17 protein-coding genes are annotated in these 25,358 nt (G+C 29.5%); all 17 read left to right on the top strand.

Annotation, left to right across the window (positions count from 1 at the left end):
• Positions 1–565 precede the first annotated feature (565 nt).
• Positions 566–1,834, top strand: a complete 1,269-nt coding sequence (locus CGEO_RS06030) for an ankyrin repeat domain-containing protein (RefSeq protein WP_172658107.1) — start codon at positions 566–568, stop codon at positions 1,832–1,834.
• Between the two features lie 29 nt (positions 1,835–1,863).
• Positions 1,864–3,891 carry an autotransporter outer membrane beta-barrel domain-containing protein gene (locus CGEO_RS06025; RefSeq protein WP_172658082.1) on the top strand — a complete coding sequence of 676 codons (2,028 nt, stop codon included), beginning with the start codon at positions 1,864–1,866 and terminating at the stop codon, positions 3,889–3,891.
• 231 nt (positions 3,892–4,122) lie between these two features.
• Positions 4,123–5,382, top strand: coding sequence for an ankyrin repeat domain-containing protein (locus CGEO_RS06020; protein ID WP_172658106.1), 1,260 nt, complete (start codon positions 4,123–4,125; stop codon positions 5,380–5,382).
• Between the two features lie 30 nt (positions 5,383–5,412).
• Complete coding sequence (locus CGEO_RS06015) at positions 5,413–6,183, top strand: hypothetical protein (protein WP_172658105.1); 771 nt, start codon at positions 5,413–5,415, stop codon at positions 6,181–6,183.
• Positions 6,184–6,770: 587 nt separating this feature from the next.
• Positions 6,771–8,870, top strand: a complete 2,100-nt coding sequence (locus tag CGEO_RS06010) for a peptidase domain-containing ABC transporter (RefSeq protein WP_075540586.1) — start codon at positions 6,771–6,773, stop codon at positions 8,868–8,870.
• A 281-nt stretch (positions 8,871–9,151) separates the two neighbouring features.
• Entirely contained in the window at positions 9,152–10,543 is a 1,392-nt protein-coding gene (locus tag CGEO_RS06005) for an HlyD family type I secretion periplasmic adaptor subunit (RefSeq protein ID WP_075540584.1), read from the top strand.
• 388 nt (positions 10,544–10,931) lie between these two features.
• Positions 10,932–11,135: a hypothetical protein gene (locus CGEO_RS06000; RefSeq protein WP_075540629.1), complete on the top strand. Its 204-nt coding sequence runs from the start codon at positions 10,932–10,934 to the stop codon at positions 11,133–11,135.
• On the top strand, positions 11,117–11,293 hold the full coding sequence (locus CGEO_RS05995) for a hypothetical protein (protein ID WP_165590176.1): 177 nt from the start codon (positions 11,117–11,119) through the stop codon (positions 11,291–11,293). Before CGEO_RS06000 ends, CGEO_RS05995 begins: the two co-directional genes overlap by 19 nt.
• Complete coding sequence (locus CGEO_RS05990; RefSeq protein ID WP_075540630.1) at positions 11,283–11,615, top strand: hypothetical protein; 333 nt, start codon at positions 11,283–11,285, stop codon at positions 11,613–11,615. The genes CGEO_RS05995 and CGEO_RS05990 overlap by 11 nt, the downstream gene beginning before the upstream one ends.
• Positions 11,603–11,905, top strand: a complete 303-nt coding sequence (locus CGEO_RS05985) for a hypothetical protein (RefSeq protein WP_133147241.1) — start codon at positions 11,603–11,605, stop codon at positions 11,903–11,905. The genes CGEO_RS05990 and CGEO_RS05985 overlap by 13 nt, the downstream gene beginning before the upstream one ends.
• A 7-nt stretch (positions 11,906–11,912) precedes the next feature.
• On the top strand, positions 11,913–12,563 hold the full coding sequence (locus tag CGEO_RS05980; RefSeq protein WP_075540623.1) for a hypothetical protein: 651 nt from the start codon (positions 11,913–11,915) through the stop codon (positions 12,561–12,563).
• An 18-nt stretch (positions 12,564–12,581) separates the two neighbouring features.
• Positions 12,582–14,198: a Calx-beta domain-containing protein gene (locus CGEO_RS05975; protein WP_172658104.1), complete on the top strand. Its 1,617-nt coding sequence runs from the start codon at positions 12,582–12,584 to the stop codon at positions 14,196–14,198.
• 146 nt (positions 14,199–14,344) lie between these two features.
• Positions 14,345–14,548 (top strand): hypothetical protein, encoded by a 204-nt coding sequence (locus CGEO_RS05970; RefSeq protein ID WP_075540629.1) that lies wholly within the window; start codon positions 14,345–14,347, stop codon positions 14,546–14,548.
• Positions 14,530–14,706, top strand: a complete 177-nt coding sequence (locus tag CGEO_RS05965; protein WP_165590176.1) for a hypothetical protein — start codon at positions 14,530–14,532, stop codon at positions 14,704–14,706. The genes CGEO_RS05970 and CGEO_RS05965 overlap by 19 nt, the downstream gene beginning before the upstream one ends.
• A complete protein-coding gene (locus CGEO_RS05960; RefSeq protein WP_075540630.1) occupies positions 14,696–15,028 on the top strand; it encodes a hypothetical protein in 333 nt (110 codons plus the stop codon). The genes CGEO_RS05965 and CGEO_RS05960 overlap by 11 nt, the downstream gene beginning before the upstream one ends.
• Positions 15,016–15,525, top strand: a complete 510-nt coding sequence (locus tag CGEO_RS05955; RefSeq protein WP_075540608.1) for a hypothetical protein — start codon at positions 15,016–15,018, stop codon at positions 15,523–15,525. Before CGEO_RS05960 ends, CGEO_RS05955 begins: the two co-directional genes overlap by 13 nt.
• Before the next feature lie 293 nt (positions 15,526–15,818).
• Entirely contained in the window at positions 15,819–25,160 is a 9,342-nt protein-coding gene (locus tag CGEO_RS05950; protein WP_172658103.1) for an SPM autocatalytic domain-containing protein, read from the top strand.
• Positions 25,161–25,358: the final 198 nt, after the last annotated feature.

Genomic DNA, 25,358 nt, shown 5'->3' with positions numbered 1-25,358 from the left:
AAAAGTATAAGAGATGGCAAGAGTATATGCTAACCATCTCTTTTATTTAAACATTATCTAACTCTTTGGTTTAGATATTATATAAATTTAGAATATAGACTAATCTTTAAATATAAAAAACATCTTTAGTTTTTACTATAAAAACAAAGAATAAAGTTATTAAAGATAAATCAGAGAAAGATAAAAGAAAGAAACGAATCTATAAAAGAGATAAAGAAAAATAAAATAAGATAAAATCAAAATTAAAATTAGACACTGGATTTTAAATCTAGTGTCTTTTGCTAAAAGTATTGAATTTACAAGCTATATATAAAAACCATCGAAGAAAAAGAAATTACAACTTATTTAAGCCAAAGAAAAATACTTAAAATATAATGGATTCTAAATATCAAAGATTTTCAAATCATATATACGACTAATAAAAATTCTCTTTAAATTCATATTAAAACATCATTAAAATAACATAAATTTAAAGAGCATTTAACTTCCATTGATGTAGAATTACAAGGTAAATTTCTATATAAAAACAGGTATAAAACATAACTTTATAAAATAAGGACTAAATTTGAACCAAACATCTAAAAATTTTATCATAACCATAGCTGTTATATTTATAACTATACTTGCATATCTTTATAAAACCAACCAACTACCAAATTTAACCAACCAAACCTCTCACTTCACAATCACTTCAGACACAAACGTTTCTGCTATACCAGGACTTAGTAAGTATGTAACTCAAGAAGAGGTTGATGAGTTTGGGTTTAGCTATTCTGATATCCATTGTGATAAGGAGACAAATTCCACTCTTATACCACTAAGAAATGCACTACAAGAAAAAGACACTTATAAAGTTATAAACTTTTTAAAAGAGCATAATCTAAGTGCGGATATTAAAATGGTAGATGGAAAGACTCCTATAATGTATAGCTCTTTTTATAATGATTTAAATACAACAATGGAATTATATAAAATAGGAGCAAACCTACATATTAAAGATAGATATAAACTAAATGCTCTAGCATATGCTATAAGCATAAACTCTGCGAACACAGTTAAATTTCTACTTGATAATAATGTAGCTATGCAAGAAACCCCAGTGGTTCAAATGTATGGTGCAGGAGTAGCTAGTTTCTATAGACAGATAGATAAGATTATTATAAATAACTATGATATGCAGATAGGTTATGAAACAGGAATAACTCTGTTTAAGTGCGGAGAAGGTAGATATGGTGATGGTTTAAATCCTTTTTTATACATAGTTTATTCAAATTTATATGACACAGCAAAAGTTGTTTTAGAAAGTGGATATAAGCCAACTGAATGCAGTTGGGGTTCTAATAAATACGCAGTTGATTGCTATAAAAAGATAACAGAATATGACAACTACGAACCTATGCTAGAACTTATGCTTAAATACAACGTCCCTGGACAACCTACAAAAGAGCAGCTAAAAGAGGCGTATGATGAGTGTTATGAAGATAGAGCTTGGTTTTTAAACGGAGATTATGATGATTATATATACAATGCAACAAGACTTAATAAAATTATGGAAAAAGAAGGAATGAAAATAAAACAACCAATCTCTAAAATAGAGTATGATAGTAATAAAGCAAGAACCTTAAGGTATTATAATAAACACTGTACTGATAAAAACGGAACTTTTAAAGATACAAAAGCATATATAGACTATGCAAACGAAAGCGCAAAGGAATATGCAGTATCTAGATTTTTACGAATAAACAAGAATAACCCATCTAAGGTGATTTACCTTGATAAAAACTCAAGTAAGTCTAACTCAAATTTAACAGATAAAAATAAAAATAAAAACTAAAAATAAATAAATTCAAAAAGGAGTACCATATGTCAAACTTTAGCCGTTTAGACTATATAAAAGATAAAGTTCAAAAATACAGTGCAAACATAGCTGGTATAGTTAACAACTACAACGACCCTGTTGGACTTGCAAAAGAATTAACTGATTTGTTTAAAAACGCAATAGAAGATACTATCGATAAAAATGTCAAAGATGCTAGTGAAGCAGATAAGCAGTTTGCTAATATGCAGAAAAAAAGAGTTGGAATTTATATAGATGGTAAATTTACTATCATAGACCTAACTGTTTCTCAAATTCTTTTTAATAGCTTTCTTGTAGATACAAGTGGTTCTAGTATAGATGATGGAAATGATAAACTATATTTACACATAGAAAAATCAGAAATATTATATGCTATAAAAAGAACTGTAGGAAATGCTATAGATATACTAATATCAAGAACTTGGGTAGGAGCTATAGTGGCTGCTATAGTTGATATACCAAATTTAATAACTTCTAACCACACCATAACAGTTGAATATAGAGATAAAAACTCTAATGATATAAAAGAAAGAAAATACATCCTTTATAATGCTACAGACTTTGATACATCACTAAGTAGTGAATGGGGAAATATAAGCTTGGATATGAATACTCTTGATAGAGTTATCTTTACAAGAAATGATACTCCAGTAGAGTTTATATATCACAAAAGATATAAAAACAAAAAAGATGGTCAGTTAAACACCTTTGAATTTAGACAAGGAAGAGATGAGAAAAAGATAGTCTCTGTTTTAAAACGAATTGGTTATCCAATAAATAATAACAAGATAGCCCATATGACTTTCTCTAAAAATGAAGAGCCTAAACAACTCATAGCCAACTACTATGCTAACTATGGAGCAGGAGCTAGTAGTGTTAGAAGTGATTTAAATTTACCTAATGATACAAAAGAAAACAGAGAACTAAAACAAGCTGCCGCTTATGCCTTAGAAAACCTAAAAGGATATGCTCTAGCAGGAGATATCTCCAAAAAAGAGTATATAAACATCGAAAACTACTCTGATAACCATCTTAACGATAGAGCTAACTTCTTAAAGCTAAGAGTTCAAGAACTAACTGGTTCTGCTGGAATTTATAGAAATACACACTATTATGATACAAAAGAGAATATATCTGCTGGAGATAAAAACACTATATATAATGAAAAGGTTGATAAAGTAGTGTTTATAACTGGAGATTATACGGACTCTAGGAGTTTATTTGGTAAAAAAAGATTCTATGGATATAGTGATGATAATACCATAATTAGCTCTGATGATATAGGTGTTTACATCGAATCCGGTCTTGGTTGTGATACTATAACTACAGGAAGTGGTAATGATATCATCTATACAAATGCAAAAATAGATGATGGAAATGATAAAGAAGATTCTAACACTACTAATACTGTAAACTCAGGTAAAGGTAATGATAAAATATATGGCTCTAAAGGAGTTGATAACATAACTGTAGATGATGGAGTAAATGTTATATATTCTAAAGATAGTGATGATAGTGTAAATACAACCAAAGGTAAAAACACTATCTACTTAGGAGCTGGAAGCGATAGTGTAAATACAAATGGTGGAGAAAACACTATCTATACAGGATTAGATAACACAAGCCAAGAAGATAAAGATAGTAAAGATGATATAAATACTATAAATTTAACCAACGGAAATAACACAGTATATGGCTCTAAAGCACAAGATATAGTAACTTCAAATGAAGCTAAAAGCGATATCTTTACTAAAGATGGAGATGATAAAGTAAGTATCAGTGGTGCAGAGTTAAACAATGTATTTACAGGAAGTGGAAATGATACTATAACTATAAATGGTGGCAAAGGACATATAGTTTATACCCATAAAGATAGTATAGATGGCTTAGACTTAGATACTAAAGACAGTACTAACACAGTAGAGATAAATTTAGGTAAGAATACCATCTATGGTGGTAAAGGCAAGGAAAGCTTAACTATAAAAGATGGAGATAATACAGCCTATCTATATAATTATTTAAAATCAGCATAAATTCAACATCTAAATTCCCTTTAAATTTATATTAAAAAATTATTAAAATAACATAAATTTAAAGAGCATTTAACTTCCATTGATGTAGAATTACAAGGCAAATTTCTATATAAATTTAACATAGATATATTTAGTATAATTAAATTTAAAACAACAATACATCAAATTTAAGTTTTTAAAATAGATAAAAATAAATATTAAAAATTATATAAATTTACTAAAAGGAAAAAATTGAAAAAGGTATTTAAATTCTTAAGTATATTAATAATACTTTTAGTAGCTAAGCTACTATATAATGAGTATAAACTAAATCAAACCTCTCACTTCACAATCACTTCAGATACAAACGTTTCTGCTATACCAGGACTTAGTAAGTATGTAACTCAAGAAGAGGTTGATAGCTTTTCTTTTAGGTATTGGGATATAGATAACAACTATACTAAATTCTTAAAACCAGAAGTAGTTCCTCTTAGAGAATTTCTTAAAGCAAAAAATACAACCAAAGTCTTAAACTATCTAAAAGAGCATAATCTAAGTGTAGATGTAAAGATAGAAGATGGAACAACTCCACTTATGTATTCTAGCTTTTATGATGATATAAATACAACCAAAGAGCTTATAAAACTAGGTGCAAACATCCATCAAAAGGATAAATACAAACTTAGCTCACTAGCTTATGCTATAGAACACAACTCTACTAAGACAGTAAAATTATTACTTGATAATGGAGTTAAATTTGATGAAATTTCAAACATACCTATGCAACATTATTTAAGAGCCCCATCTTATAGTATTGGACTTGATAAGATTATTATAGACAACGATAAGATGATACTATCTTTTAGAGACAAACACGGAGTAAAGGAAACTATAGGTATAGATGGTCTATCTCCTTTAGGATATGTAATATCTAGAAATTTTATAGAAATTTTTGAAATAATATTTAAAAGTGGATACCGATATACAGAAGATGATAATCTTAAAGATTGTAAAGGTGACTTTGATAGTTGTAGTTATTATGCAGTATTAACTAACATCCCCAACTACGAACCTATGCTAGAACTTATGCTTAAATACAATGTCCCTGGACAACCTACAAAAGAGCAACTAAAAGAGGCGTATGAGAAATGCTATGAAGATAGAGCTTGGTTTTTAGAGAGAGATTATGATACCTATGTACATAACGTAGAAAAAATAAACAGGATAATGAAAAATAATGGAGAAAAACCAGAAGGACCCATATCCAGAATAGAATATGAAGCTGGTTTAACAAGAACACTAAATCGCTACAACAAGCATTGCTCTGATGAAAATGGAACTTTTAAAGATACAAAAGCATATATAAACTATGCAAATGATTATAGCAAAAACTATGCAGTAGATTCTTTCATTAATAGAAACAAGAATAACCCATCTAAGGTGATTTACCTTGATAAACACTCAAGTAAGTCTAACTCAAATTTAACAGATAAAAATAAAAATAAAAACTAAAAACTAAATAAATTTAAAAAGGAGTACCATATGCCAAACTTTAGTCGTTCTAACTATATAAAAGATAAAGTTCAAAAATACAGTGCAAACATAGCTGGTATAGTTAACAACTACAACGACCCTGTTGGACTTGCAAAAGAATTAACTGATTTGTTTAAAAACGCAATAGAAGATACTATCGATAAAAATGTCAAAGATGCTAGTGAAGCAGATAAGCAGTTTGCTAATATGCAGAAAAAAGGGGATGACTTTATCTATGCTAAAGATAACAACACTATCTACTCATACTCCGGTAACGATACAATCATATCTTATAACAATGACATAGTATATGCAGGAAATGATGATGACACCTTAATATCTAAAGCAAACAACTCAACCCTACAAGGAGAAAATGGTAATGATACATATATCATAACTAAAGAAGCAACCAACACAACTATCAAAGATAAAGAGCTAATAAATTTAATAGAAGGTGGAGATGATACCTTAATACTTCAAGGAGTTAAAAAAGAAGAGATTAGCTTTAAACTAGATGGAGTATTTATGCAAGACTTAGTTATAAGATATGGAAGCGATAACAACACTACTTTAACAATCAAAAACCAAACAAACAAATATTCTCAAATAGAGACAATCAAACTAGATGATAACTCATTTATCTCAAATGAACAAATAGATAAGATAATACAACAAGTAAATGCTTATACGAGCGATAATGGTATATCAAACATAACTAACGATGAAGCAAGAAACAATCAAGCCATTATGCAAATATATGCTAGTGGATGGGGAAGTTAAGAGATAAGAGATATAAAAGAAACAAGTAAGTAAAGAAAAGATAAAAAAGAAAGAAGTGAATCTATAAAAGAGATAAAGAAAAATAAAATAAGATAAAATCAAAATTAAAATTAGACACTGGATTTTAAATCTAGTGTCTTTTGCTAAAAGTATTAAGTGAAGAAAAACTTATCAACAAATAAAGTAAACTTTTATAAAAATGCATTTAGTTTTTAACATAGCTAAATGCATCAAGATATAAATATATAATTAGTTTTAAATTCAATCATCACTTTATAATTCTGTTCTATTAAATTTAACTATGGCAAATAAAATTATTGAATTTCTCTAAGAGCAATAAATTTAGTTGCCAACTGTATCACACATCTATGACACTACTTGAATCAAATTTGGTCATAACATTAATATAAAAACTTTAAATTTAGTAGTATCTATGTAGCAGTTATATTCAAAACAAGTTATAAATTTAGTATCAAATCATTTTAATCTTATATAAATTTTACCTTTACTTCCGTTTTTATTTTTATTTAACCACTATTTAACTATAATTTTGTCTTAATTTAAAATTACATCATAAAGGTAAATATTTGTCATCTTCAGCCTTAGTTTGTCTTGAAATTTGCGCATCTTTTTTTAAGGTTAGTATAGATTCATTTGAGATTAAAAACAGATTTGCTATAAGCGAAGCTGAGCCTAGTATCGAAGAGCTAACTAGGATTGCTAAGCAAAGTGGCTTTAAAGCCAAGCTTAAAAAGCTAAATTTAGCCAACCTTTATCGCTATACTCCACCATTTATCGCTCAAGATAGAGATGGAGTTTATTTTACTATCTTAAAGTTAGAGCACGAGAGTAAAAGAGCTATTATTTATAAGGGCGGAAGTGATACTTTAAATATCAGCTATGATGAGTTAGCCATCTTAAGCAATTCTAAGATTATAATCCTTTCAAACGCGATTCTTTCTAAAAACATTAAATTTGGCTTTGGCTGGTTTTATAAACGAATGCTTAGTTATAAAACTATGGTTTATCAAATCCTTCTAGCCAGTTTTATAATCCAGCTTTTTGGGCTTGTAACTCCGTTGTTTACTCAAGTGGTTCTTGATAAAGTACTGGTTCATCATAGTATTAGCACGCTTAATGTGATAGCGTTCGCCTTTTTAGCTGTTATTTTATTTGAAATGCTACTTAGTCTTAGCAGAAACTATATATTTGCTCATACTACAACAAAGATTGATGCAAGGTTGGGTGATGAGCTTTTTTCACACTTGGTATTATTGCCTATGATTTACTTTGAAAACAGAAAAGTTGGAAATATAGTAGCTAGAGTAAGAGAGCTTGATAGTATAAGGGAATTTATAGCTAACAAATCAGTCACAGTACTTCTTGATATGCTTTTTAGCATTGTATTTGTAGCGATGATGTTACTTTATAGTATTAAACTTACTTTAATAGCACTAGCATTCGTAACTTCGATAGCTTTAATTTACTTTTTTATAACACCAACTCTTAGAAAAAGGCTTGAAGAGAAATTTCAAATGGGAGCAGCATCTAACTCATACTTAGTTGAAAGTATTACTGGTATGCAAACAATCAAATCTTTAGCCATAGAAGGTAGTATGAAAAAGCACTGGGAGGACTATCTTGGCAAGTATGTAAAATCAAGCTTTAACTTATCCAATCTAAGTAATATCGCAAGCGGCTTTGCAGGAGCACTGCAAAAGTTTATGACACTATGTATCCTTTACTTTGGAGTTGGACTTGTGATAGAAGGGCGACTTAGCGTTGGACAGTTGATTGCTTTTCAGATGTTTGCAGGTCAGTTTAGCGCTCCTGTTATGAGACTAGTAGGATTATGGAACGAACTTCAACAAGCGCTTCTAAGTGTAGATAGGCTAGGCGATATTCTTAATAACCCAACCGAGCAAACCACAGATAAGCCAATAGCGTTAAATAACATAAAAGGCGATATTAAATTTGATAATGTTAGCTTTAGATACTCGCCAAACTCAAATTTGGTATTAAAAAATTTAAACTTTGAGATAAAGGCTAATAAAAGTGTAGGCATAGTAGGAAGAAGCGGAAGCGGAAAAAGTACTATAACAAAACTAATTGAGCGGCTTTATATACAAAGTGAGGGCTCGATTTATATAGATGATCTTGACATTAGGCATTTAAACCCATATATACTTAGGGGTCATATAGGAGTTGTCTTGCAAGAGAACTATCTTTTTAGTGGAAGTATTAAAGAAAATATCTGTTATGCAAAACCAAGTGCATCTATGAATGAGATTTTAAGTGTTAGCAAGGCTAGTGGAGCTCATGAGTTTATACAAGCTCTACCGCAAGGTTACGATACGCTTGTGGGCGAAAGAGGCTCAAGCCTAAGTGGAGGACAAAGACAAAGAGTAGCTATAGCAAGAGCTCTTTTAAATACTCCTAAAATTTTAATATTTGATGAAGCGACTTCGGCGCTTGATTATGAAAGCGAAAGCATAATAAATAAAAATCTATCCCAAATCAAACAGAATAAAACATTTATCATTATAGCTCACAGGTTAAGCACTGTTAAAAACTGCGATGAGATAATAGTGCTTGATAAAGGCGAGATAGTAGAGCGCGGAACACACAACGAACTTATGATAAAAAATGGATATTATAAGCACCTATATAGCCAACAAGGGCTCTAAATGATTACTAGTTTTTTTGTAAATCAAATAGTTAAATTTGTTAAAATGTTTTGTTTGGATTTAGAAAAAGTGATTAAATTTAGTTTTCTAAAACCAAATAAAACAGATAAATGTAAATTAACAAATTTAATCAAGTTAGATAAATACACTCAACAATATACTTTAAATTTAAAAGAATTTACTAGCTTTGTTTTAGATATTTTAAATAATATTATTAACTATATATTAGTAAATTCATTCAAAGCTCACTTTAACTTCATATCAAATAAAAGAGCTTATTTATGTTAAAAATATTTAAAAAGATTGATGATGACTCACACGAATTTAAACCTCTTTTAGTAGAGATAGAATCCTCTCCTGCTAATCCTCTAGCAAATTTTATACTCTATACCGTTGTAGCTATTATAGTAGTATCTATACTGTGGCTTGTGTTTGCTAAGATTGATATTGTAGTTAGTGCAAGTGGCAAGGTTGTTCCTGATGGAGAGATAAAAATTTTAAAACCGATAGAAAGTGGAATCATATCAAATATCTTAGTAAAAGAAGGTGATAAAGTAAAAGCAAATCAAGCTTTAATCCTAATAGATCCAAGCGTATCGAAGGTAAATTTAACCACAAAGCAAGATGAGCTGAAAGCGTTAAACTACTCTATAGCCAGACTTAAAGCACTAAGCGATATAGATCGTGCTACTTTTAACGATATTGCTAAGAATAAAACAACCCATACTCTAAACGTAAAATTAGATAATATTAACAATAAAACGGATAAACAAGATAGTATATCTGCCTTAAGTCAAGATGAATTAAATTTGTATTTAAATCAAAAAGATAGCTACATACAAGGCATTAATCAACTAAATTTAAGGATAGAACAACTAGATAGCAATATCTTAGCAACAAAAGCCGATATAAAAAGACTAAACACGCTTAAAAAAAGCAGTGCTAAAAGGCTTAAAAGATTAGATAGCGTAAAAGATATAATAGCCTTAAAAGAGTATGATGAGCTAAAAAATGCCATAGCGGAGTATTCATCGCAACTATCGGTAGCTTACTCGAAACTAGATGAGCTAAATAGTAAAAAAGATGAAACAAGTAAAGAGCTAAGTAACTTTATATCTACTTCAAAGTCTAAGTGGCTAGATGAGCTGCTTATAAAACAAAAAGAGGCAAATACGCTCCAAGCAGATATAAACGCGATAGAGTTTCAAACCAAACAACAAGTCATAAGCTCTCCGGTAGATGGATACGTAGGCAAACTGTTGATTCACACTCAAGGCTCAGCCATAAACGCTCAAGAAGAGCTTATCTCTATAATCCCATCAAGTCAAAAACTAATCATAAAAGCAACGGTATTAAACAAAGATATAGGCTTTTTAAAACCAAACCAAGATGTGGCTATCAAAGTCGATACATTTAACTTCCAAAAGTATGGCAAACTAGAAGGTAAGTTAATCCATATATCAAATGACTCTATAAAAGATGAAAAGTTAGGTGAGGTATATGAGATAAAAGTTGGCTTAGTAACAAACTTTTTAATAGTAGATGGAGAAAAGAAAGAGCTAGAACCTGGAATGAGCGTAATCAGTGAGATAAAAGTAGGTAAAAGAAGAGTCATAGAACTATTTATTTATCCTATTATCAGATACCTTGATGAGGGATTAAGCGTTAGATAGAAAGAAGCAGCCCTACTTTTTAAAATATGCTTAGACTTAAGAGCATAAAAGGGAGTGCCACAGAAACCATAGACTATGAAGCAGTAGATAAGCTAATAACTATAAAAGCAGGAGATAAAGAGTACAAACTAGCAGTAAAGATAGCAAAGGATGGTAAGAGTGTATTAATAAATAGTTTTAATGATATAAATTTTAGTAAATATTTTAATAATATTTTAAAAACTGCTTGGGTAAAATTATGATGTTTTTATTGCATACTATAAATACTAAATTTAGGAATATAAATGAGTGATAATCAAGATATGAAACAAGAGAAAAGCGATGAAAATAGACATTCGTGTAAGCTATTTTTGTATGATAAGTGCATAAAATTTTATAAGATGGTTTTATGTTAGAATTTTTTTTGATGTTTATTCCAATTGTTGTGTTTTTTGCTGTTGCTAAAAAAACAGTAAAAAAATACACTAAAAATATTTCATTTGAAAGCAGCAAATTGATATATGTTTTAAAAAGAACATTTGTAGGGCTTGGAGAAGCACCTCGTGTTAGCATAGGATTTTACAGCTTTTTTGTATGTTTGATATCGCGTTGATATTTACTGTGTTTTTTAGGTTTATAGGGACACCAGATATTTTAGCTGAAGCAGATGTCGTAGCTGGTAGGTTGGTTTATTATAAAGAATATATAAAATTTAAACAACACAATTACTGTGATTTGACTTTAGAGATGGGTGACGGGAGTGGAGCTTAAATCTAGCGTTTGCAACATAGATATGTTTGAAGCATCAATAAGAAAAAAGCATGTTGTGATTCACAGCACGCCAGACTTGATAGCAATAGGAAAAATCTATATATATCAGATGGAAACAGACGACAAGAAAATGATAGTTAAATTTGATGACAAAGAGAAGTCGTCACATAAAAAATGGTTGTTTATAAGTGTTATGTTGTTTGTTTTTTCATTTGTTCTAATTTATATTTTAAATACAGATGAAGTCATGGCAAAACAGAAAAGAAAAAAAGATAAAGAAGAAAAACTTAAACAAAAAAGGAATTCATTGTGGCAAAAGTAGACAATTTAGATGGGCTGTTAAAAGAGCTTTGCAAACCAATTGAGAGCTTGGACGTTATAAAAAATTTACAAAATAATGAATTTAAAAAAGCAGCTGCAGGGGCTTTAGCCCTAGCAGCTGGAGTTAAAGAAATGTTAGAAGAAAATACAGACTTGGTTAAAAGACTTGGAGCTATGGCTCTTTTAGCAAATTTGATGGTAGATGTCTTTAAAGCTTATAATGAAATAGCAAAAGAAAAACGCTTAAGCTCTTCTACATATTTAAATTTAGCAATGATATTTAAATATTGAGATTGTAATGAAAGATATCATCTTTAAAATTATAATAAGCTTTATTTTTTTATATACTATACCGTTGATATATAATTATATCATGCAGAATAAGACCTTAGATTATGCTAAGGAAATTTTAATTGATTATGAGATTGCTTTTTTAAAGGCTAATGTGAAAAATAGGGCTTTATCTTTAGGAAAAAGTGAAGACGAAGCTGAAGCGATGGTTAAGAAGCTTAATACTATTTTTGAGCAAGAAAAAAGGAAATTCTATAATTATTGCAAAAATAATATATCAAATTCTCATTGTAGTACCAATATAAACTATAGCTTTAATTACATATTTAATCCTAGCAGAATTAGTATTACATATAAATTTGATAAAGAAACAAAAAAAATATATGATGATTTATATATAGTTGATTACATTGATGATAAATTTACAATTAATTGTAGAGATAAATCCACTCTTGAAATGGAACATTATATTGATAGTTTTAACTATAAAAAAGGACGCATTTGGATAAATGCATTTAATGAATGCTTGTATAAAAATATTCGCATAAACAAAAGTGATATTCTAGAAGCAAAAAGAGAATATAAAATTTATAATACAAAAGAATTTGATAATATAATTTTTTATTACAATAATAATATAAAATATTATAAAAAATAAAATAAAAAAGGATAAAAAATGGCAAAAGAAATAATACTTACTGTAGAAGAATTGATGAACCCTAAAATTATGACAAACTTATTTTTATATGGTGAAAAAACAAAACCAAACAACGACAGAGTAATAAGCGAAGAATTTATAGACAGAAAAGGTAATGGTGAAAAATATGGTGTAATAGTAAAAATTTTACCCAATGAAATAAGTAAATTTATGAATACATATGGTAGATTTGCAAATGCAAGCCAGACTGCTGTTGTGAAAGAATTTTTTGATAATTCAAGTTTGAAACCTGGCATATACGCAAGAAACGATATTGTAATTAGTAATGACAAAGGAGAATATAATCACTCTTATAAAGATATGTTTTTTAAAGGTAGTGATAAAGAAGAGTGGGCTAGAAGGCTCTATATATTAAATTCTCAATCTTTTACGGTTAATTCTTTTGCTAAATTTATAGTTAATAAAGATGGAACAAAGCATATAGAAAATTTAACCATGATTCCCTATTATGATAACTTTGATTTTGATTCAGGAAGTCTTGTAGGAAATATTGGAAATAATCTTTATTTGAAAGATGACATTGATCCCTATAAAATAGGTAAAACAGTATCAATACAATATCCATCTTCTAGTGAATTGCAAAATATACACACTAATTCTAAAATTTATACTTTTGCAGATTATGAAAACGATAAAAGAAGATATAATGAAGAGCATAGCTATATTAGCCCTGCAGACATGTTAACGCCAATTTTAAATATATCAGACGAACTTTGGAACTCTGGTGTTACAAAATTTATTGATAATGAAGGAAAAGTTATAATATATGGAACAAATAGTTCGGATGTTATAAATAGAATTAGTTCATCGGCTAGACATTTATATGAATATTATCTAAAAAATAAAGATAAAGGTGTTGTAATTATAGCTGGTAAGGATGGAGATAAAATACTAGGTAGCGTTTTTGGTAATGATATTTTATACTCATCTGGCTCTATCAGCAAAGAAGATAATTATGCTGATGAACTTAGAGGATTTAGTGGCTTTGATACCTATTACGTAGGAGATAAAGACATTATAGAAGATAGTGATGGTATAGGTATGATAAATTTTAATGGTATCACACTAAAAGGAGCTAAACTAGAAAAAGGAAGCACAAACAGATATAAAGATAAAGAAGGAAATACCTATATAAGAAAAGAAGATGGTTTTAAGTATGAAGGTAAAGATGGAAAAACACTAACTGTAAATTCTAAATTCGAAGAAAACACTCAATCTGGAGTTATAACATATACGACTCTAGGAGTTGTCTTAAATGACAATGACATAGTAGTAAATGTATCTAATCCAACACAACAAGAAGTTAAAGGATATATAGAATTTATCATATCACTAGATGAAGTTAGTTCAAAAGATTTAACCTTTAGACTTAAGAGCATAAAAGGGAGTGCCACAGAAACCATAGACTATGAAGCAGTAGATAAGCTAATAACTATAAAAGCAGGAGATAAAGAGTACAAACTAGCAGTAAAGATAGCAAAGGATGGTAAGAGTGTATTAATAAATAGTTTTAATGATATAAATTTTAGTAAATATTTTAATAATATTTTAAAAACTGCTTGGGTAAAATTATGATGTTTTTATTGCATACTATAAATACTAAATTTAGGAATATAAATGAGTGATAATCAAGATATGAAACAAGAGAAAAGCGATGAAAATAGACATTCGTGTAAGCTATTTTTGTATGATAAGTGCATAAAATTTTATAAGATGGTTTTATGTTAGAATTTTTTTTGATGTTTATTCCAATTGTTGTGTTTTTTGCTGTTGCTAAAAAAACAGTAAAAAAATACACTAAAAATATTTCATTTGAAAGCAGCAAATTGATATATGTTTTAAAAAGAACATTTGTAGGGCTTGGAGAAGCACCTCGTGTTAGCATAGGATTTTACAGCTTTTTTGTATGTTTGATATCGCGTTGATATTTACTGTGTTTTTTAGGTTTATAGGGACACCAGATATTTTAGCTGAAGCAGATGTCGTAGCTGGTAGGTTGGTTTATTATAAAGAATATATAAAATTTAAACAACACAATTACTGTGATTTGACTTTAGAGATGGGTGACGGGAGTGGAGCTTAAATCTAGCGTTTGCAACATAGATATGTTTGAAGCATCAATAAGAAAAAAGCATGTTGTGATTCACAGCACGCCAGACTTGATAGCAATAGGAAAAATCTATATATATCAGATGGAAACAGACGACAAGAAAATGATAGTTAAATTTGATGACAAAGAGAAGTCGTCACATAAAAAATGGTTGTTTATAAGTGTTATGTTGTTTGTTTTTTCATTTGTTCTAATTTATATTTTAAATACAGATGAAGTCATGGCAAAACAGAAAAGAAAAAAAGATAAAGAAGAAAAACTTAAACAAAAAAGGAATTCATTGTGGCAAAAGTAGACAATTTAGATGGGCTGTTAAAAGAGCTTTGCAAACCAATTGAGAGCTTGGACGTTATAGAAAATTTTAAAAATATATATGGAGAAGATAATGTCAAATGGCTGCCAAAATATAGTCTTATTATAGAAGCTTTCAATTCTGCAGCTGAAAATTGGGATTTTTGCAAGACTGTTGATGAGAATCTATCAAAATTAATAGGTAATATTACGCAAATATTAGCAATTGAAGTTGCAACTAGCAAGCTGAAATTTAAATCAAATATTACTATCTCAATTGTTGAAAATATTTTAGATGATATCGGTATCAACCTTGGTAATACTACTCAAAAACTTTATGATTTAACTCAAGATATTGAGCATTATTTTACTCGTCGTTCAAATATATCAATACAGTTTGTAAAAGATTATGATAATTTAAGCGATATCGAAAACAATGAAGCAAAAGCAATAAATTTAGTAAATAATTTTTATACACGAAAGGTTTATTATGTTAGATAGAGTGCTTAATTTTTTAAAACAAGAATTGAATATATTTTTATATATTTTTTTAATCTTTTTAATCTTTTTAATTTTCTCATATTTTATATCAAGTAGAATGTTTGTAACAATGTTAACAATTGTGTTTGTTTCTATGTGTTTCTATTTATTAATATTTATATATAAACTAGTTAAAGTTATTTTCAATATAAAAGACGAGAGGCCTTATTATGAAAAAGAGAATGACACAGAAGAGACAAAGTTTTACAGAAAAATTTCAGGCTGGATTGCAGATTTAATATAAAGGATAAATAATGGAGAATATTTTAGAAAAAGCTAGTGCAAAAATAGGAGAAACAGTCATTAATAGCGTTGCTGTTGGTTCTGCTATTGGTGTATTTGTAGCTGGAAAGGGGTCTCCTCAAGCAATAGCCGGAGCATTTGCAATTTATGGGATGATTAAATATTCGGGAGAATCTGCTGGAAAACAAACAGGCAAGGAATTGGACGAGTATTTAAAAAAAGAATTCGGATTTGACACTGATAAATTTGTAAATGATAATTTAGATAAACTAAAAAAAGCTATAAGTGATATTAACCCTGTAGATATGGATTATTGGAGTGATGTATTTAATAATACAATGAAGCATTTTAAAGATACTAAAATTCAATTTTTTTCCATATCCAACCCAATAGCTAATGAAGAAGATGGAAAAATAGTATTTACTATATCTTTAAAACAAGCGCTTCAAGAAGATGTTAAACTGCATATAAAAACAATGAACCAAACAGCAAAGGGTGATTTGGATTTTGAAACAGTTGATGAAATAGTGACTATATTTGCTGGTGCAACAGAATTTGAACACACTATAAAAGTAGCTAAAGATGGAATTTATGAAGGAGAAGAACAATTTAATTTATATATAGCAAATATTGACTATAATGGAGACGATAAAGTTCTATTAAATTACACGCCTGGTCTTGGCACCATCATAGACTTCGAATCAGACAAATGCCCAACTCCAACTAAACCAAACTTTAATCTTAGCTTTTCTTTACCATCAACACCAACTTATCATGGTGGAGGAGGTGGTGGAAGTTGGGGTGGCTTTGGAGGAGGTGGTGGATGGGGTTATACTCCAGCTATATACATACCTTCAACACCAACTATACCAACTAAACCAGCTTTAGCAAATATACCATATGTAGAATGCCCTAGCGAACCAGACTTAAACTCTGCAATGACAGTAAAGTTTAACAACCTTTCTACACCAACTACAAGAATGAGCTTATCCAACACTTCAACTCTAGCCTCATATCCAAAAACTACTACCGCTAACAATAATACAAATCCTACCTCTACTCAAGCAAACACTACTATAACGAATGAAGCTACTAAGATATACTTTGATATGAATGGTGATGGATTTAAAGAGAGAATGGTTGATTGGTTTGATAGTAATGAAGGAGTCTTGGTAAATGATATAAATAAAAATGGCATTATAGACAGTGGCAAAGAGATACTAGGTAATCACTACACTAGTATGAATGGATCTAAATCAATCGATAGTTTTACTCTGCTTAAAGAGTTTGATACAAACAACAATGGAGTTATAGATATAGATGATAACTCAAATTTAGCCATATGGATAGATAAAAATAAAAATGCTCTAACAGATAAAGATGAACTCTTTTATATAAAAGACTCTAACTCACCACTATCATCTATATCTATAACTCCACTTGATACACTATTAAGTGGGTATGATAGAAATCATGACTTTAAGATTGACATTAATGACTCTATCTATAACCACATCTATTATAAAGAAAACATTGATAATACTATAACTTTATATATCTATGGTGATGATAGTGCTAAAGAGTTCTTAGGAAGTAATAATACAACCAATCAAACAGTACTAACTAATAAAGGTATAAAACAAGTTAAAGAGATTATCTTTTATCAAACAAACTTAGATTTAAATAACTTCATTCAAGGAGATAATAAAAACAACCATATCATAGGGAATAACTACTCTAATACATTACAAGGTAATGGTGGCAGAGATATGCTTGATGGGTTTGATGGAGATGATATACTAGATGGCGGAAGTGGAAGTGATAAGCTAATAGCTGGATATGGAAACGACACTTTAATAGGTGGAAGAGACAATGACTACTTAGATGGTGGAGGATGGGATGATAGATATATCTTTTCTAAAGGAGATGGAGTAGATGTTATAGTTGATAGTGGCGGAATAAAAGATACCATAGTATTTAGTGATAAAAGCATAACTAAAGATAGCCTTATAATAAACTCTAATGGCATAGACTTAAACATATCAGTTAAATCAAACACAAAAGGCTACCTAAGCAATCAAATAATAATTAAAAACTTCTATAACATAGACAACAGAATAGAGCTGATTAAATTTAGTGATAACTCTACTTTAACAGTAAATGATATGATATCACTAATACCAACTAACAAAGCCGATACTATATACACAACAGAACTATCTCAAACAATAGATGCAAAAGATGGCAATGATATCATATATGCAAATAGTGGAAATGACACTATAGATGGTGGAAGTGGAGATGATACTATACATGCTAGAGGTGGAAACAATACCATCATAGGAAATAAAGGCAATGATACTTTAAACTCAGGAAGTGGAAATGACACTTATATATACACTATAGGAGATGATAAAGATAGTATAAGCGATAGTGGCGGAGTTGATGCTTTGGTTTTAAATGATATCTTAGAAAGCAAAGCTAAATTTAGTAAAGTTGGTAATAACTTAATTATAAGCTTTGATAAAGATAACCAAATAACCATAAATAACTACTTTATAGAAAATAACTCCATAGAAAGTATTAAATTTAAAGACAAAACACTATCTTTAAATAATGTCATAGATATATTTATAACAGATAAAGATGATACTTTAATTGGTACAAATGAAAATGATATCATAGATGCTAAAGGCGGAGATGACACTTTAAACGGTAGAGATGGTGATGACTCACTTTATGGTGGGGCTGGAAATGATACTTATATCTTTAGTAAAAATTGGGGTAAAGATATAATCGTAGAAAACGGTGGAATTGATACAATTAAATTTATAGATGATATAAAGCAAGATGATTTGCTTATAAAAAGAGAAGACTCAAATTTAGTAATTTCTAGTAAAGACGGCTTAAATTTAATTAGCGTTAAAAACTTGTTTGAATCAAACTATATTTATGAAAATAAAACTATAGATTTTATAGAATTTAATGATGGTAAAAAACTAAATCAAAAAGATATAATAGATTTGATTAACGCTATAACGGATAAAGATGATATTGTATATAATTATGAGCCTATAGATAACGATATTAATACTTTAGGCGGTAATGATACGATATATGGTAATATCAAAAACGATACATTAAATGGTGGAGTCGGCGATGACATCATCTATGGCGATATGGGCGATGATAATTTAGATGGATATGATGGAAATGATACTTTAAATGGTGGAAGTGGTAACGACAGGCTTAATGGAGGATATGGTAATGATATATATGTATTTGAAAAAGGCTTTGGAAGTGATGAGATTGATGACTATGATGGTAAAAATATCATTAAATTTGGCAATGGTATAACTAGGAAAGATGTGGTATTTAAAAGATGGGAAAACAATTTAAATATAACTATCAAAAATTCAGATGATAAAATAGAATTCTTAAATATTTTTAATAGATATGATAAAAAAATAGTACTTGAGCGTATAGAGTTCTTTGATGGCGATAATATTGAATTTAAAGATATTAAACAAATAGTAAGTTTGCCAACACAAGGTGATGATATTATATATGCAGATGGCAAGATAGATGGGCTTGGTGGAGATGATGAACTGCATGGAGGCGAGAATGATGATGTGCTAGATGGCGGAACTGGCAATGATAAGTTGTATGGCATGTATGAGAATGATACATATATATTTGGTAGAGGATATGGAAAAGATTTTATAGATGATGCATATTTAACCAGAGAATTAAAATCAAGACAACAAGCCTCGCCCCCAACTGGTATAGACACTATACAGTTTTTAAAAGGTATTAGAAAAGATGACTTGCTTTTTGAAAAAAGAGGAGATGATTTACTTATAGGTATCAAAAACGCAGATAAGTCTATAGACGAATTAGATGATGTTTTAACAATACATAAATGGTATTATGACGATAATAGAATAGAGAAATTTATACTTAGCGATAAAACAGAAATTTCTCAAAGCTTTTTACTTGAGTCAACAAATTATGATGATAATCTATCTTTAACAGAAGAAGATGATATTATTCATGGTCTTGATGGAAATGATATATTGTATGGCAAAGGTGGCAATGACGTTATATATGGAGATAATGGAGATGATACACTAAATGGAGATAATGGCAAAGATATTTTAGACGGTGGGGCTGGAAATGATACTCTTTATGGCGGAGAAAGTGATGATATATATCTTTTTGGAAGAGGAGATGGAAAAGATAGCATATATGAAAATACTTGGGGGTACGCTAGTAATGTGCTAGAGTTTAAAACTGGAATAACGCCTAAAGATCTAGTTATAATGTATGTTAAAGAAGGGTATAATGATAATAATTTAATAGTAGGATTAAAAGAAGGCGATAAGCTTATAAACGAACTATCTGATACTATTACTTTGGGATATTGGAAATATAATCCTGATGGAGTCATAAAGACTTTTAAATTTAGCGATGGGACTATATGGGGTGTAGATGAAATCAAAAAACATATAGTTAAAGACACTTTGTATACTCCACCACTTGTGCTTGATCTAAACTCAAATTCTACTACTTCGAATTTTCTTGAAAGTTCAATTGCTTACTTTGACTATGATGGAGATGGAGTTAGACAAAAAACTGCTTGGATAGAGAGCGGAGATGCTCTTTTGGCGGTTGATATCAACCAAGATGGCGTTATAAATGACGCAAGTGAACTTTTTGGTACTTATTATAAACTAAAAGATGAATCTTTTGCTAAAGATGGATATGATGCGCTAAAAGAATTTGATAGCGATAATAATGGTATTATAAATGAGTTTGATAAGGACTTTAACAAACTTTTAGCATGGAGTGATGCAAATACAGATGCCTTAACAGATACGACTGAACTTAAAACTCTTAAAGAGCTTAATATTTCAAGTATTCATCTTCCAGCCAAAGAAAATACACACACTATAGAAAATGGCAACATCATATCAAATGAGTCTGTTTTTTCTCACAATGACTTATCAAAAAGCATTAAAGATATATGGTTTAAATTTAGTGATTTATTAGCCAAATCAGAAGTTCCAAATGAGATTTTATACGATAATGAATTTAAAGAGATAAGTGTTGATTCTACACTTTATGTTGATAAAACTAAGATTTTATCACAAGCAGGTATTAAAGAGCTTATCATAAGAAGTGGCTATACTGGACTTAGTACTAGTGGTGTAAGCGCAAAAGCAAGTGGAAATGATGGACTTTTTACCTTAGAAAACAGATGGTTTAAATCGGATAATCTTGATACTATTTATGATAGTTCAAGTACACAAAGCTTAGCACAAGGTAGTGGTGTGGTTAGGGATTTAAATGATGTTATGAGTGATGATAAAGATTTGCAAGAAAATGTTCAAAACTATCAAGATGAAGCTATAGATAAAGAATTTGATGAGTTAAGTATAGATATGGATAATATACTTAATGATTGGGTTTTAAATGATAAATTTAACTCAACCAACTCCTTTGCTCCACCTATTGTACTTGATTTAAATGCAAACGGTATAACTTCGACATCATTAGATAACTCGGATGTGTATTTTAACTATAATAATAGCAACAGAAGAGATAAAACAGCTTGGATAGAACAAGACGATGCTCTACTTGGAGTAGATATTAATAAAGATGGCATTATAAACAGTGCCTATGAATTGTTTGGAACCTACTCAAAACTAGCAAATGCTACCTTTGCTAAAGATGGATATGAGGCTTTAAATGAGTTTGATACCAACAAAGATGGTGTTGTAGATAGCAAAGATAATAAATTTGACTCTTTACTTGTTTGGCAAGATGCTAATCAAGACGGTAAGAGTCAAAATAGTGAAGTTAAAACTCTAAAAGAGCTTGGAATTTCATCGCTATCTTTAAATATAACAACTCTAAATTTAAATGAAAATGGAAACAAAATATCGGCTCAAAGCTCTTTTACTACCAATGATGGAAAAACCGGTATTGTTCGTGATGTATGGTTTGAAGTAAGTGATAAACACTCCATAGCAGTTAGCGACTTAAGCGATGAAGATGAGAAAAAAATAGCCATAGTAGAGGCATTTCGTGGCTCAAGACTTACAGAACATCAAAGAGCAAATCCATATATATTGCTTTCGGTTTTGCAAGAGTATGATAATATTAAATTTGATACTATGAGCAAAATTTTAGCAAATAGATTGTTTGGAGAAAACTCAAAAAGTTGCCAACTGATGTATCAAGCACTAAATTTAAAATTAGCTCGCATAGTAAATGGCGAAGCCAGCGGAAATGAAGTTGCGCTTAGTATAAATTTACTATCAACTGCGCTAAAAAGAGATTATAACTATGCTATATTTAAGTTAAATCAAAACTATTTAACCAACAGGACTATTCAAGCTTTGCTTGCAAAAACAGGAGTTAAATTTAGCCTTGCTGATTCTATAATAACAGGAATTATAGGTAAACATAACTTTACACAAAACAGTAGCGATACTCTTGATTTCTCATCTGAAAATTCCGGTATAACTGTAGATAGCAGAGGTGGGAATGATGTTGTTATAGGCTCAAATTTTCATGATAAGATAAATTCTGGCAATGACAATGATATATTAATAGGCGGAAATGGTATAGATATATTAAGAGGCGGTGGCGGAAATGATCTTTTAATAGGTGGTAAAAATAGCACTATATACGAATACTATCTTGGAGATGGTGATGATGTTATTTACGATGAAGGTGGGGCAAAAAAAGATATCATTAGATTTGCTTTTTTAAAGTACGAAAACTTAAGTGTGGAAAAGCTTGGTGATGATATGAAAATTCATATAACAAGCTCATTTAACAGCGTAGATATAGTTGGAAGTATATTGATTAAAAACGGCTATACAACAGGTAAAATAGAAGAGTATTATTTCGATGGCAAGGTTTTGAGCTTTGATGAGCTTTTAAAAATAGTTAAAGCCTCTACAAGTTATAAATTTAATAAAGGTGATGGTGTTGTAAACATAGAAGATAGCGGTGGAAATGACATCCTTGTCTTTGGCGATGGGGTAAATTTTAAAAATATTATCATAACAAAATCAGAAAATAACTTGCTTATAGCTTTAAAAATCGATGGTAGAAGCTATGACGAGTTAACAGATAAACTAACTATAAAAAATTTCTTTAACCAAGATGGCAGGATAGAGAGTTTTATATTTAATAATGGAGTGATACTAAATCATAATGAAATATTGAAATTACTTAATGATATAAAAGATGATAAATTTATCATAGGCGATAGTTTTAATAATACTTTAAATGGTACAGATAATGCAAATGTATTAAATGGAAAAGGAGGCAATGATATATTAAATGGATATAAAGGAGATGATAGTTATATCTTTGAGTTAAACAGCGGTAACGATACTATAAGTGATAGTGGTGGAGTAGATAAAATAGTATTTGGCGAAGGCATCACAAGAGACAGCATCCAAAGCAAGCTTTTAGGAGATGATTTAGTCATAGCATTTAAAGAAGATGGGGTTGAGTTTGATAGTTTGAAGGATAAACTAGTTGTTAAAAACTGGGATAAACTTGATAATAAAATAGAAAAGATAATGTATAGTGATGCTAGAGAATTTGATATAGCAACTCTGCTTAACAGAGAAGTTAAATTTAATAAAGATAGTATGGAAATTATCTTAAAAGATAGTCTAAATTTCTCTTCAAAACTTATAGCAAAAGATTTAGATAATGATAAATTAAACTACAGTATAGTATCAAATGCAAAGCACGGAGAGTTTGTCTTAAGTAGCGATGGCATGTATAGCTATAAGGCAAATGATAAATTTGTAGGAGAAGACAGTATTTTAGTAAAAGTAAGTGATGGTATGGGAAGTGACGATTTTGCAACTATTAAATTTAACATAAAAGCACGTAAACCAGAGATTAAATTTAGTCAAACTACTGTAAAAGAGGATGAAATTTTACAAGGTAGTGTTGATATACTAAATGGTTATGATGGTTTGAAATTTGAGATTTTAACACAAGCTAAAAATGGTTTATTTAGCATAGAAAAAAATGGAGATTATGAGTATAAACCAGAGTTAAACTTTAATGGAGATGATAGCGTCGAGATAAGAGTAACTAACAGCCATAGTTTAAGTCAAAGTTTTAAAATAAATTTAAGTATAGAAGCAGTAAATGACACGCCAAAATTTGGTGATGATAACACAAGTTATGAGCTTAAAAACACAAATCAAATAAATTTAAGTTTAAATGCGACAGACATAGATAATGATAATCTTATATTTATACTCAAAACAGATGTTAAAAATGGCAAGATAAGTATAGATGAGAGTGGAAATTTAACCTATATATCAAATCCAAATTTTATAGGTTACGACAGTGCAGTTATAAGCGTAAGTGATGGAAAGGCAAGTGTTGATAAAGAGTTTAAATTTGATGTTAAAGGATATGAATTTAGCGAAGGAAGCTTAGTAATTGATAATGATGAAAATGTCAATTCACAAATAAAGATAAATGATGTAGAACTAGACCAAGCTAATTTTATAAAAAATAATGATAATCTACTCATATCTACGCCAAAAGGAATTGTTACTATAAATGGATATTTTACAGGTAACAAAGTTGTAAATTCTCTTAAATTTAATTCATCTACTATAGATATCTCAAACATACAAACTCCGATTAAACAGTGGTGGCAAATAAAGCCAACAGCAACACTCAAAGAGGCTGGGATTATACTAGCTACTGGTGAAAAAGAAAATTTAAACGGTTCAGATAAAGATGATACTATCGTGACAAACTCAAACGATACAGTTTATGCCAACTCCGGTAACGATACAATCATATCTTATAACAATGACATAGTATATGCAGGAAATGATGATGACACCTTAATATCTAAAGCAAACAACTCAACCCTACAAGGAGAAAATGGTAATGATACATATATCATAACTAAAGAAGCAACCAACACAACTATCAAAGATAAAGAGCTAATAAATTTAATAGAAGGTGGAGATGATACCTTAATACTTCAAGGAGTTAAAAAAGAAGAGATTAGCTTTAAACTAGATGGAGTATTTATGCAAGACTTAGTTATAAGATATGGAAGCGATAACAACACTACTTTAACAATCAAAAACCAAACAAACAAATATTCTCAAATAGAGACAATCAAACTAGATGATAACTCATTTATCTCAAATGAACAAATAGATAAGATAATACAACAAGTAAATGCTTATACGAGCGATAATGGTATATCAAACATAACTCACGATGAAGCAAGAAACAATCAAGCCATTATGCAAATATATGCTAGTGGATGGGGAAGTTAAGAGATAAGAGATATAAAAGAAACAAGTAAGTAAAGAAAAGATAAAAAAGAAAGAAGTGAATCTATAAAAGAGATAAAGAAAAATAAAATAAGATAAAATCAAAATTAAAATTAGACACTGGATTTTAAATCTAGTGTCTTTTGCTAAAAGTATTAAGTGAAGAAAAACTTATCAACAAATAAAGTAAACTTTTATAAA

Origin of the sequence: Campylobacter geochelonis (assembly GCF_013201685.1) — a bacterium.
Lineage (GTDB): Bacteria > Campylobacterota > Campylobacteria > Campylobacterales > Campylobacteraceae > Campylobacter_B > Campylobacter_B geochelonis.
This window is presented reverse-complemented; position numbering and strand designations above follow the sequence as displayed.